The organism is Paenibacillus dokdonensis (assembly GCF_004916975.1).
Lineage (GTDB): Bacteria > Bacillota > Bacilli > Paenibacillales > Paenibacillaceae > Paenibacillus_AQ > Paenibacillus_AQ dokdonensis.
This window is the reverse complement of sequence record NZ_STGQ01000001.1, coordinates 1,442,174-1,454,213: the sequence shown is the minus strand read 5'-3', so window position 1 is coordinate 1,454,213 and position 12,040 is coordinate 1,442,174. Positions and strand designations below refer to the sequence as shown.

12 protein-coding genes and 1 other annotated feature are annotated in these 12,040 nt (G+C 47.0%); of the genes, 1 reads left to right on the top strand and 11 read right to left on the bottom strand.

All coding sequences use genetic code 11. From position 1 onward, the window contains the following. Positions 1-136 precede the first annotated feature (136 nt). The 9 genes from E6W40_RS06805 to E6W40_RS06765 form a co-directional block, all read right to left on the bottom strand. Positions 137-1,084, bottom strand: a complete 948-nt coding sequence (locus E6W40_RS06805; protein ID WP_136604795.1) for a protease complex subunit PrcB family protein — start codon at positions 1,082-1,084, stop codon at positions 137-139. 85 nt (positions 1,085-1,169) lie between these two features. After that, complete coding sequence (locus tag E6W40_RS06800; protein ID WP_246072895.1) at positions 1,170-1,658, bottom strand: hypothetical protein; 489 nt, start codon at positions 1,656-1,658, stop codon at positions 1,170-1,172. A 120-nt stretch (positions 1,659-1,778) separates the two neighbouring features. Then, positions 1,779-2,489, bottom strand: coding sequence for a hypothetical protein (locus E6W40_RS06795; RefSeq protein ID WP_136604793.1), 711 nt, complete (start codon positions 2,487-2,489; stop codon positions 1,779-1,781). Beyond that, positions 2,489-3,421 (bottom strand): ABC transporter ATP-binding protein, encoded by a 933-nt coding sequence (locus E6W40_RS06790; RefSeq protein WP_136604792.1) that lies wholly within the window; start codon positions 3,419-3,421, stop codon positions 2,489-2,491. Before E6W40_RS06790 ends, E6W40_RS06795 begins: the two co-directional genes overlap by 1 nt. A 33-nt stretch (positions 3,422-3,454) precedes the next feature. After that, complete coding sequence (argS, locus tag E6W40_RS06785; protein ID WP_136606866.1) at positions 3,455-5,152, bottom strand: arginine--tRNA ligase; 1,698 nt, start codon at positions 5,150-5,152, stop codon at positions 3,455-3,457. 54 nt (positions 5,153-5,206) lie between these two features. Continuing rightward, positions 5,207-5,456, bottom strand: a binding site (T-box leader). A 50-nt stretch (positions 5,457-5,506) separates the two neighbouring features. Further along, positions 5,507-5,914, bottom strand: coding sequence for a PqqD family protein (locus tag E6W40_RS06780; protein ID WP_136604791.1), 408 nt, complete (start codon positions 5,912-5,914; stop codon positions 5,507-5,509). A 5-nt stretch (positions 5,915-5,919) separates the two neighbouring features. Further along, positions 5,920-7,833 carry an OPT family oligopeptide transporter gene (locus tag E6W40_RS06775; protein ID WP_246072894.1) on the bottom strand — a complete coding sequence of 638 codons (1,914 nt, stop codon included), beginning with the start codon at positions 7,831-7,833 and terminating at the stop codon, positions 5,920-5,922. 179 nt (positions 7,834-8,012) lie between these two features. Next, positions 8,013-8,351 carry a four-helix bundle copper-binding protein gene (locus E6W40_RS06770; protein WP_136606865.1) on the bottom strand — a complete coding sequence of 113 codons (339 nt, stop codon included), beginning with the start codon at positions 8,349-8,351 and terminating at the stop codon, positions 8,013-8,015. A 98-nt stretch (positions 8,352-8,449) separates the two neighbouring features. Further along, positions 8,450-9,457 carry a CobW family GTP-binding protein gene (locus E6W40_RS06765; protein ID WP_136604789.1) on the bottom strand — a complete coding sequence of 336 codons (1,008 nt, stop codon included), beginning with the start codon at positions 9,455-9,457 and terminating at the stop codon, positions 8,450-8,452. A gap of 187 nt (positions 9,458-9,644) precedes the next feature. Here E6W40_RS06765 and E6W40_RS06760 point away from each other — a divergent pair, with 187 nt between their 5' ends. Beyond that, positions 9,645-10,160 carry a MogA/MoaB family molybdenum cofactor biosynthesis protein gene (locus E6W40_RS06760; RefSeq protein WP_136604788.1) on the top strand — a complete coding sequence of 172 codons (516 nt, stop codon included), beginning with the start codon at positions 9,645-9,647 and terminating at the stop codon, positions 10,158-10,160. Positions 10,161-10,213: 53 nt separating this feature from the next. On the opposite strand, the gene E6W40_RS06755 is transcribed toward E6W40_RS06760, so the two are convergent. Together E6W40_RS06755 and E6W40_RS06750 are read right to left on the bottom strand one after the other, a co-directional pair. Next, positions 10,214-10,726 (bottom strand): hypothetical protein, encoded by a 513-nt coding sequence (locus E6W40_RS06755; protein WP_136604787.1) that lies wholly within the window; start codon positions 10,724-10,726, stop codon positions 10,214-10,216. A 122-nt stretch (positions 10,727-10,848) separates the two neighbouring features. Next, the gene (locus E6W40_RS06750) at positions 10,849-11,844 is read right to left on the bottom strand and encodes an acrylyl-CoA reductase family protein (RefSeq protein ID WP_136604786.1); all 996 of its coding nucleotides are present in this window, start codon (positions 11,842-11,844) and stop codon (positions 10,849-10,851) included. Positions 11,845-12,040: the final 196 nt, after the last annotated feature.

Genomic DNA, 12,040 nt, shown 5'->3' with positions numbered 1-12,040 from the left:
CTATTATTGTAATCGTTTGCAATAAGGGAATACTATTTGCCTCGTCAACGAAATCTGATACTTTTAACAGATGCTGAACAAAAAATATCAAAAAGCCCCTTCCCCTGAAACCGGAGAAAGGGCTCTTTTTGATATGCTACTTGAGTAAAGTTTCGTTTATCCCGGGGATTGATATCGGAGGTCCATCTTCGCCGGGGGTTCTTTTTACACTTACCTTATATTTGCTATCGAGATAAAATGATGCTTTTGCGGTAGAGATGACCTGCGGATACATCTTTCCAGGCTCCGGTGTCGTGAAATGATAGTATGCTACAGCCTTTTGCCCTGTAAGAAAGTCAATTCGGTCAATAGAGATACTATAACCTGGATTTGGCATCCCGGGCTTTGAGATTACGATTTTATTGACTTGATCATCGATCTTTTCTGTTTGGACGGAAACCTCATCTTCCGATTCACCCGGCTCCTGCTGATCGTTATGCTTTTGGATGTACTGAAGTGCATTATACGTCATTTCAGCTGCCTCCATACGAGTAATGCTTTGTTGGGGATGAAAACGATGCTGCCCGTCCAGCCCGGCAATACCTGACAGCAGTATATATTGCACCGCCGTTTTCGCTTCGGGCTGTATTTGGTCGTCATCCGCCACCGGCATCAACATTTGTACGGATGGATACGTTCCTGCTGTCACCGTTACAGCTGTATACAGCAAAAGAGCATATTGCTCTTTCGTTAGCTTGGCATTCCAATCCTTGATAGAACGAACAGGCAGCCCATTATCCTGCGCGATGCCTGCGGCTTTGGCGTACCAAGCATCGGGCGGTATATTATCGGCTCCGGTTTTTCCGTTCACAGCCTTCAAATCCATTGCTTTCACAAGGATCTGAATGCCCTGCGCGGCCGTCAATTTGTCCGATGGGGCAAATCGATCCGCGGACACGCCCTGTATAATGCCTTTGCTTTGCAGCTCTGCTGCTATTTTTTCCTCACGGGTATCCTTAATATCCGAAAAAGCATAAGCCGATGTCGCAGCTGCAAGTGAGCAGGCTGCCAACAATGCCACGGCCGTTATTTTCATGTTTCGCATAAACGATCACCTCCACTTTCTCAGACGGGGACGATCTTGTAAATGTTTCATATTATTGGAAAAAGAGCTACTGCTCATTCTCCAGCTAAGCATTCGTATGCGTGCCAGCCTTTTCCGTTTCCAGATCCAGTCCGAGCTTCCCGTACAAATCATTCGTATATTTCTGCAGCTTGCGTTCCAGATCCTGTGCCTGCTGTTTGAAGCTGGTGAGCTCCCGGATCATTCTTGACCGGCCAGCAGGACTAAATGTTTCCTGGATTCGCTCCTTAAAATAATCGTGAACGATGTAATTCCTCTGTTTCCAAACCTCTTTCAGTAGTATTGTTTCTTCCTCTGAGAAAGGGAAATGATGCTGGATTTCATTCACCAGCTGGCCAAGCGAGTTGCTCAGCTTCTGATGATACAGATCGGCAAGATCTTCCTCTGTCGGGACCTTTCCCTGCGAGATCTTCATCAGCATTAACAAGTTGACAAGCTGCTGCTCGAGCGCCTGAGAATAGTATACAGCGAGTCCGAAATAAGCAAATAATTCTTTGGAATGTTCGCTATCCAAGAGCCGTGTCTGTTTCATCATACCCTCCTACCCATATCCGTGATGAGATCGTATAGTTCCATGTTAAAGGATGTACACCCAATCATCAACCAGTAAAGTTATATCAGGTACTGATTCACATCAATTGCAGACTCGATGAACCTAGGTTCGGGCATCTCTTCGAACTGAAATAAACATGTAAATAAGGCACAGCAATAGAATATAGACCAGTCCATATCCAAGGGCTCCCCAAACTTGTCCAGGAGTAAAAACTGTGCTGTTTATCAAACCGTCCATGATGGGTGATACCGGAGGCAGGATCCAGCGTATCCAGGAAACCGGGAAAGGGAACCGAGAGATAATGGATTTGGCTCCAAGCGATACGATGACCACAATCAGCATCATCGCAATTGCTCTTGTACCATTAGGCATCCATGCGGTTTGGAAAAAGAGAGATAGCATGAAACCCAGTATGCCCAAAATCACATGTCCGCATATGGCCATTAGAAGCTCGCTAAGATAGACGGGTCTATTAAACATATGCGTCAAAATCGGAAAGACTATAAATATAACCGTAAATAAAATCACAGGGATGATGAGCGCCAAGATCTGGCTGAACAGGTACTTTTTAAGGCTGCCGATATGTATGATGTGCAATTGCTCCTGCTGCGGACTGACGTGATTCAGGAAGGTTAAGCCCATCCATGCCGCACCGATAAACAAGAATACAGAAGTGACCGCGTAGCTGTCCATTACGGGATTCGGTTTGTATGAATAAAGCAAAAACATAGCGATCAAGGTTGCCGCGAGTGGAGCAAAATAAGCATGCTTGCGGGTATAGCTTTTCAGTAAAAAGCGGGCCAATGCTATCACTAAACCTGATCCCCTTTCTCAGAGGCAGCAGGCTGCAGCCATTCCCCTAATGGAATGTTCATTCCCATGTTTGGAATCACCGACACGATTGAACCGCCGCTATCTAGAATTTGGCGTAATAACACATCAGCTGCTTCGGACCGTACCTCAAGCTCACAGTGATCTGATCTGACTGCCAAACCGACTATTCCCGGATGCTCGGATATTCGCTTTACCGCACTTGAATTGAGTCCCCGCAAGACAATTTGGGTGGTAGTTCCCGCTTCAAGATGCTTTCCGGATGTTTCTTTTATAATCTGTCCATTCTTCATCAGCAGCACACGGTCAGCAATCTGCTCAATCAGCTTGGGCTCATGAACCGACATGACAATCGCTGTACCGCTGCGTTTCAAACCAACCAGAATATATTCCAGGTTTTCCTGTGCCTTAATATCCAGCCCCGACAAAGGCTCATCCAGCACAAGCAAATCAGGACTACCCATCATCGCCTGGATTAAATTGATCTTTTGCAGCATGCCTTTAGAGAACTGGCTCATTCGGACATGCGCAAAGCTTTCCATACCAAGCTGACTCAAAAAGCCTCTTATCTCATTCTCTGCCGATTCCTTTTTCATCCCGCGAACTTCTGCACTACTAAGCAAAAACTCCCAGGGAGTAAAGGTAAGCGGCGGGAATCTTTCCGGAACATAGCCTGTAACCAGTCTTCCGCCGCTTACCCATCGTGTACCGCTTGTAGGGCGGGTAAGGCCAGCCAGCATCCGCAGAAGCGTGCTTTTGCCAGAGCCGTTCTTGCCCACTAAGGCAGTACATTCTCCTTTCCGTACGTTAAGCGAAATATCCTGAAGAACCTTACGCCTGCCATATACTTTAACGGCATCCTGCATAATCACAAGTTCCGCGGTTACTCCATTTTCCGTGCCTGCAATCGCCAAGCCTGAATGCTCCTCTCCGGATTAAACCCAAATTTACATACGGTCAGGTGTCTGAAGTCCAAGCAGCTGCAAAGTCCGTGTTAAAGAAAGTCCCGCCAGACGTGTCAACTGTAATCTTGCAGAACGGGTAGACACCTCATCTGTGACAATTCTTTCCTTATTATAGAATTGATTGAAGGACTGCGCCACATCCAGAGCATAACGTGCGAGAACGGAAGGCTCATTATTCCGGATACCACGCTGCAATTGCTCAGGAAATTTCGTCAGCAGCTTCAAAAGCTCCCAGCCTGAGTCCCCGAGTACGTCAACGCTAATGGATAACTCCACTGCATTATCCACTACCGCCGCTTGTTCTAGAGCCGAACCCTTGGCGAGCACACTTTGTGTTCTGGCATAGGTGTACTGCACATACGGGCCTGTTTCCCCGTCAAAATTCAGGGCGTCTTCCAACGAGAAATCCACTTCATTCACACGGTTATTCTTCAGGTCACCGAAAATAATAGCACCCATTCCTATCGCTTCCGCTACCTTCTCTTTATTTTCAAGCTCTGGGTTCTTTTCATCAATAATACTCATGGCCCGAGCTACTGCCTCGTCCAGCACCTGCTCAAGCACGACAATTTTGCCGCGGCGCGTAGACATTTTTTTGCCTTCAAATTTCATTAAGCCAAAGGGTACATGTGCACAGCTGCCAGCCCAATCCATACCCATGTGGCGAAGTATGGAAAATACCTGTTCAAAATGAAGCCTTTGTTCACTTCCTACGACATACAGAAGACGTTCAGCCTTCATCACATCATGTCTGTAGATCGCAGTAGCCAAGTCCCGCGTAGGATAAATGGTCGTTCCATCCGTCTTAATAATAAGACAAGGCGGCATGCCTTCATCATCCAGACGAACCACTAGCGCTCCGTCACTTTCCTCAAGCAGCCCCTTTTTCTTCAAGGTATCTACAACCGTCTGCATTTTATCATTATAAAAGCTCTCACCGAGCGTATGGTCGAAGCGGACATTCAGCCGCATATACATCCGGTTGAACTCCTTCATGCTGACTTCCACAAAATAAGTCCACAGTCTGCGAGCTTCTTCATCACCTGCTTCCAGCTTGCGGAACCAGTCCCTTGCCTCCGGCTCAAGTGTGTCATCCTGTGCTGCTTCTTCATGAAAACGCACATACAGCTTAAGAGATTCCCCAATCGGATCTTCTGACAGCGCTTTGTCATCCCCCCATCTTTTATAAGCGGCAATCTGCTTGCCAAATTGGGTTCCCCAATCGCCAAGATGGTTAACGCTGACAACATCATAGCCAGCCAGTTTATACATATTGTAGAGCGCTGCCCCTATCATGGTAGAACGCAAATGACCGATGCCAAAAGGCTTCGCAATGTTGGGAGAAGACATATCAATGACAACCTTGATCCCTTTTCCTGTTTCCGCAGCCTTGCCCTTCTCCAGTTCTCTCATGATTAGACTGCCATAATGCCCCCGGTTGAATTTCAAGTTGACATAAGGTCCAGCCGCTTCCGCAAGAATTAACGGATCTGTGAAGGCTTCAACAATCGTCTCCGCAACGGCCTGAGGAGCTTTCCTGAACTGTTTAGCCAATATAAAACAAGGGAAAGCAATATCTCCCATATTAGCCGAAGGTGGAACCTCAAGCAGTTCCATGATTTGTTTTTCTTCTAGCGGAACATATGCCTTAAGAGCATCCGCTGCCCATTGGTATAACATCATGATCAATACCTCTCTTTCATTTTCAAAAAGCAAAAAAGCCCTCATCTCCATAATAGAGACGAGAGCTTAAATTCCCGCGGTACCACTCTAAGTAAACGAAAGAGGCATAAAGCCGTTCTTGTCGTTTCTCTTAAGAACTTTTAACGGGGTCAACCGGACTGATCTACTTGCTTTCTGAAAAAAAGCTTTGGACCAGCCATCTCACGGGTGCGCTTCACGAAGGAACCATGTACCGGCTTTCACTCTTTCCGGCTCGCTATCCATGTTCTGCCTTCCTTACTCTCCCGATCCTAGACGTTCAATTTTCAATATTATACACATCATGTGAACGGGAATGCAAGGGCTGCTTCATTATCTTGCCGTTAATTTATCATGATTCATTTCTGTTGAAGACTGCCATGTCAGCAGCCCGTTTGCTTCAAGTACCTCCATGAATTTGGCTAAGCGTGGAAGCAAAGGCTCTGCTGCTTTACCAAAATGCTCATGAATCTCATCCGCAATTTCGCCTACCGTTTGATTGCCGATACAGCGGGCAACCACTGCACTGCCCAAATCATCCAGATGAATCTGCACGGCTTCAGGCTGTTTTAGCCATTTGACGGATTGCCGTTCCAGCCAGCTCCTTCTTGGAAGGACCAATGTTACACCCTCTTCAGCTTTTTGCATGACCGAAATACGGTTGGTTAAGACAGGAATCATATCAAGCAAATTTTGAGATCCTGGCTGAGGACGATTTTTCTTGGGTTTAAATCCGATCATCTAAACTACACCTCCCGCTTGGTAATCACGGACTTGTTCTTCCGCCCCATCGACATCCAGGTAAGCATGATAACGACAAGCATGAAAATAATAAAAGGCAGCCAATTGTTCTCAATCAGTACTTTGCCTGGGATCGGAACATTCAGCCATATGAGAATCGCGATAATGACGCCAATCAGCGACTCGCCTGCAATAAGTCCGGATGCAAGCAAAGTACCTGTTTCCACCCGTCTTTTGAGCAGGGCTTCATTTTTGCGTGAACACCATTCAACAAACCAGCGCACAATCCCGCCTACCATAATAGGTGTACTGACATGAATCGGCAGATAAATGCCTACGGCTACCGTCAGTGAATTCAAGCCCAAAAATTCAAAGACTACAGCCGAAGCCACTCCGATAAAAATCAGATCCCACGGCAGATTGCCGGACATAATCCCTTCAACGATCAACCGCATGAGTACTGCTTTCGGAGCCGGCAGATCTTCAGAACCCAGTCCATAGCTCTCATTCAGAACAGATAGAATAAATCCGATGACTAGACCGCTAACCAAAACACCGATCATCATGGCTACCTGCTGCTTCCATGGTGTTCCGCCGACCAAATATCCAGTCTTCAAATCCTGCGAAATATCTCCCGCTACGGCAAGCGCCACACATACGATAGCGCCAACGGTTAATGCCGCGATCATGCCGGTCATACCTGTCATGCCGGTCAATTTGAATATTATCGTCACAATCAGCAGCGTAGCGATTGTCATTCCGGATACCGGTGATGATGAGCTTCCAACCAACCCGACAATCCGTGAAGCAACCGTAACAAACAAGAAGCCGAATATGGCAATCGCGATGGCGCCTACAATACCCACATCCGTTAATGGGGCAAAAGCAATGACGATGACAAGCAAAGCGATCATAATGGTCACCCAAAAACCAGGAATATCAAAATGGGTACGATCGAGGGTAATCTTTTCATGATCTTTTCTTCTCAAGCCTGAGAGAGTAGCAGCCAGCGAGCTGAATAGCATAGGTAGTGATTTGACCAGCGTAATAAGGCCACCGGCAGCGACTGCTCCGGCACCAATATAACGAATATAGCCTTCCCATATCCCCCATGGGTCAAGTCCCGGAATAGGCTTGTCTCCAGGCGGAAGCACGGAAGCATCACCTGCTCCGAAGAAGCCGATCATCGGTATCAGGACCAGCCAAGCCAAAATACCGCCGGCCAGCATTTGTCCTGAAATTCGCGGCCCGATAATATAGCCCACACCAAGCAGTGCCGGATAAGTATCCATACCAATCAATGAATTTTTAAACTTGTAGATACCGGTTTCAATTTCTGTCTTGAAAAATTTGAATCCGTCTCCAAGGGCCTTAACCAAGCCGCCGGCCAGAAAGCCGAACACGACCATCTTGGCGCTTTCCCCTCCAGTTTCACCGGATATCAGCACTTCTGCGCACGCTGTTCCTTCCGGGTATGGCAGCGTTTCATGTTCATTAACGATCAAAAGTCGGCGGAGCGGGATCATCATGGCCACTCCCAGAAACCCGCCCACCAGAACTATAAAGCTGACTGTGCTCATATGCGGAACCTGGTTCCACATATACAGCGCCGGAATTGTAAAAATTGCCCCTGCCGCTACCGCCTCACCCGCGGTAGTCATCGTCTGGACAATATTGTTTTCCAAGATGGATTTACGCTTGAATATTCCTCGCAGCACACCCAGGGAAATAACCGCCGCAGGAATGGAGGCACTGACAGTCAAACCGATTTTAAGTCCGAGATACGCGTTGGCTGCCGCAAACACCACCGCGAGAATAATCCCCAAAATAATAGAAAGCAGTGTTAATTCTGGCAGCGACTTGGATGCTGGTATGTACGGTACGAATGATTCGGATTCCTTATGCTCTTTTGCGTTCACGAAAGTCTCTCCTTCCATTTATGTCTGAAGCTTCATGTAAACAACCAACCATATAGTACCCCATTCCAAAGAAACTCAAACCCATAACACAAGTATCACCAAGCATGAAAAAAGCCTGAAGTCCCTTGAGAGCGCTCAAGAAAACTTCAGGCTTTATGTAATTTATGATATGGAGCAGCTTAAGCCGTTGCTAACATTTGACGGCATGCATCAGCGCATCTGCGACATGCTTCCGCACATTCCTTGCAGTGCTCATGTTCATGTTTACCGCATTCCTCGGCACATGCTTCACATGCTTTCACACATAATTCGCAAATTTCATGGACAAAAGGACTCTGACGGATCATCGATTGTGCAGCAAAATCACAAATATCCGCACATTCCCGATCGAGACGAATGCATTCACGCAGCATAGCCAAGTCATATTCCTTCAGGCTAGAAACATAGCAGACATTACAAGCATTCATGCATTGCAGGCAAGCCTCGATACAATCTTTATATTGCAAATCCTGATTCATCATCATTTCCAACCTCCAGTTTATTTGTGGCTCTGTATTTCTATTAACCATAAACTGTGGAAGGGAAACCAGGAAAAATCAGTAATACGCCCCGTTGTTCAGCGCAGCTCCATCGCCCTCATGCCCTCTTCAATCGCCGACTTGGAGAAATGCTCTCCGATAAAAACGACCACATCCGGCACTTCTCCTTGGGGTCTGATCCGCAGGAAATCCGGCTCACGGAACGCATATTGAAACAGAAAGCGGCTTGCTGTATCGCTAAAGGTCAAAACACCCTTCGCACGGTAAACCTCACGGGGAAGATTGGCAATAAAGCTCTCAAATTCCCCGCTGTCTACTGGGCCATTTAAATAATGCGTATAAACCATGACATGATCATGATGAGTATGCTGATGAGGCGAGCTATGATCATGTTCAACAGTCGTCTGTTCGCTTCCGGCCACCTGATCGTGACCTTCTGTCTGCAGGGCCGTAAAGTCTAAGGGTTTATTTCCTAACGATTCAAGAACTTTGGTGATATCCACCTCACAACGGACTGAAGGAAGAACAGGAGCAAATTCGTTCCAGCGGGAAATAACAGAAGATAAGAGCTCTTGTTCTTCTGCACTAACCCGGTCCGTCTTGTTTAGAATCAAGCAGGAAGCCGAGCGTATTTGTTCCTGCATCAAACGGAATGTCTTCCCTTTCTGATTCCGGTATAAATCGAGTAAGTGGGCAGCATCCACAACCGTTATAACTCCCTTAAGATCAATTTTCAGATAAAGGGCAGCTTCGGTAACTCCATCTAAAATCTCCATGGGATTCGCAATTCCCGTTGCTTCAACGACAATGACATCGGGTGCTTCTCTTTGAATTAATCCGGCAATCTCCATACTGAGATCCCCGCGAATCGAGCAGCAGATGCAGCCGCTAAGCATTTCCGTCATAGGCACCTGCTCTTGAACAAGCAGACCGTCCAAATTAACATCGCCGACTTCATTCATGATGACTGCCGGAAGCATCCCCTGCTCCTGCCAGTAAGACACTAATTGCTGCAGTAAGGTTGTCTTTCCGCTTCCCAGGAAACCGGAAAGTATGTAAATGGGTGTTGTTGTTTGCTTCGACATAATCGTTCTCCTCTTCATTCTTTGCGCTATGAAATCTGTTTTTAGCAAAGTGTACTACACCCCTGGCTGCATCGCAACTGAGCATCATGATAAATAAATAACTCAAGTTATATAAGTGATTTGCATGTCAGTCCTCAAAGGATTATCCTATAAAGATACTCTAAAAGGGAGAGGAGAGAATAGAGATATGAAATCAGTAGACCAGCACCGCAGCGAAGCACCGGAGACCGTTTCCTGTATGATTGTTACCGTGTCGGATACACGCACTCCGGAGACCGATTCCGGAGGACAATTGATTAAATCCCTTTTGGAAGAAGCGGGTCACCAAATTGCGGGCTATGAAATCGTTAAAGACGATTATGAAGGAATACGCGAGCTTATTCATGAGGCAACGAGCAGCCCGGATGTGGAGGCTGTTATTTTAACTGGAGGCACCGGAATTTCACCGAGGGACACCACATATGAAGCCGTTTCCTCCCTGCTGGATAAGCAGCTTCCGGGTTTTGGAGAGATTTTCAGATACCTCAGCTTTACAGAAGATATCGGAGCCGCAGCCATTCTTAGCCGGGCCATTGCCGGAACTTCCGGTGGTAAGGCTGTATTCTCCATTCCAGGCTCTACCGGAGCCGTTAAGCTCGCCATGGAACGAATTATTGTTCCGGAAATCGGTCATGTCATGAGAGAAATCCATAAAAAAGAATAATATCCAAAAATGCCGGGAAGCGATAGTCTGCTCCCCGGCATTTTATTTGTTCTTTATTTAAAGTCCATGCGGTTCAGTAAGGAATTAAACACCTCATGAACCTGCTTGTCATACATTCCCTTGTCTTTACCTGATGAAGTATAAATCAAAGAAGCTCTGTTATGACTATAAATCACGGTGTGCATCTTTTGGGTATCAATCCGGTTTTGGTCTCCATACCAGTTATGGATCCGCTTGATGCGTTCCTGCTCATCGGTAAAAACATGCAGATTAATGTACTGCTGCGGATTTCCCCTGATATAAAACATATAGCTGATATTTCCCCTGCCATCCTCTGCATACATTTCATGGGTCAGCGGTATCTTCTTTGCTCCAAAAGTCAGCTGGAGCTCGTTTAGCAATTGACCGTTTAACCCCTTACCTTGAGATTGTGCTCTGATATTTCCTTCGGAATAGGAATCAAAATTATACAATTTGGTTTCTTTCTTGATGACGGTATGCTTGTCACAGCCAACCGCGGCAATTAGCAGCACACAGGCCAGCAGCAATGCTAACGGTTTGTTCATGTTGGTTCATCCCTTCCAGATTCCCTGATGCCGCTTCAAGCGGAAGACAGCCTGTTATGGGCTTAGAATGCCAACATTTCAAACGCATTATGCAGCACTATTGCGCAGGTGGGCCTGTTGCTTTATTCCAGACGGACGATCGTTCTCCCGACGGCTTTCCCCTGCAAAATGGCTTGAAGGATCTCTGGCAGCTCCTGAAGGGTGCAATCCTTAATCCCGCCTGCCAAAGCTCTTTCCGGCTTCCATTCCTGCGCCAGCTTGCTCCAAATTTCATTTCTTAATGTTTTCGGACAATATACCGAGTCGATGCCAAGCAGCTGAACACCACGCAGTATAAAAGGAAGGACCGTACTTTCAAACGATGTCCCTCCCGTAAGCCCTGAAAGCGCAATTGCTCCACCATACCGGATACTTTTTAGTATACCTGTCAGATGCGGTCCCCCCACGGGATCCACAACACCTGCCCAGCGTTGCTTAACGAGCGGAGCTGCTTCAGTTACCTCAACATCTTTCCGGCTGACAACTTCAGATGCTCCAAGGCTTTCCAGCCAGCTGCTTTGTTCATTTATTTTGCCGGTGCTTGCCGTTACTTTGAATCCTGTCCGCGACAGGATATCCACCGCAAAGCTGCCCACGCCGCCGGTTGCCCCTGTCACGAGAACCGGGCCTAAATCAGGTGTAACTCCGCAATGAAGCAAACGATGGGCGGACATAGCAGCTGTAAAACCGGCAGTTCCGATTCCCATCGCTTCCCGAGGAGACAGCCCGTCAGGCAGCGGTACCAGCCAGTCTCCTGAAAGCCGCGCATATTGGCTGAAACCGCCGTAATGATTGGTTCCAAGTCCATAACCAGTACATAAAACCAAGTCGCCCTCGTGAAAGTCAGAATGCTCCGACTGCATGACCTCCCCGGCTAGATCGATTCCCGGAATCATAGGATACTGCGGCACTACCTTACCTTCTGGCGAGCTGGCTAATCCGTCCTTATAGTTAACGCCCGAGAAATGCACTTTTATCAATACATCCCCTTCAGGCAGCTGATCGATTGTCAGCTCCTCTATCCTGCTTCTCAGCCCATCTTCTTCTCTGCGGACCATAAATGCCTGGAATGTTTCCATTTGCTGTTATCCCTCCCTCGGTATGCTTACACATTGATTATACAATACCCTTAACTGTCAAATCATTTTCCATAAGCGTCTATCCCTGTCGATCATACGAGAATTCCCGGCGAAATTTGGCGTTTTATGCGCTTTCCCGAGAAATAATTATGATACACATCGTCGTCCCTCTTCACCTGAAAATAAAAAAAGACCC

Excerpts from the sequence above, each read along its gene's own strand:
- E6W40_RS06805 (WP_136604795.1), bottom strand. The coding sequence starts at position 1,084 with ATGCGAAACATGAAAATAACGGCCGTGGCATTGTTGGCAGCCTGCTCA.
- E6W40_RS06800 (WP_246072895.1), bottom strand. The coding sequence starts at position 1,658 with ATGATGAAACAGACACGGCTCTTGGATAGCGAACATTCCAAAGAATTA.
- argS (WP_136606866.1), bottom strand. The coding sequence starts at position 5,152 with ATGTTATACCAATGGGCAGCGGATGCTCTTAAGGCATATGTTCCGCTA.
- E6W40_RS06780 (WP_136604791.1), bottom strand. The coding sequence starts at position 5,914 with ATGATCGGATTTAAACCCAAGAAAAATCGTCCTCAGCCAGGATCTCAA.
- E6W40_RS06770 (WP_136606865.1), bottom strand. The coding sequence starts at position 8,351 with ATGAATCAGGATTTGCAATATAAAGATTGTATCGAGGCTTGCCTGCAA.
- E6W40_RS06765 (WP_136604789.1), bottom strand. The coding sequence starts at position 9,457 with ATGTCGAAGCAAACAACAACACCCATTTACATACTTTCCGGTTTCCTG.
- E6W40_RS06760 (WP_136604788.1), top strand. The coding sequence starts at position 9,645 with ATGAAATCAGTAGACCAGCACCGCAGCGAAGCACCGGAGACCGTTTCC.
- E6W40_RS06755 (WP_136604787.1), bottom strand. The coding sequence starts at position 10,726 with ATGAACAAACCGTTAGCATTGCTGCTGGCCTGTGTGCTGCTAATTGCC.
- E6W40_RS06750 (WP_136604786.1), bottom strand. The coding sequence starts at position 11,844 with ATGGAAACATTCCAGGCATTTATGGTCCGCAGAGAAGAAGATGGGCTG.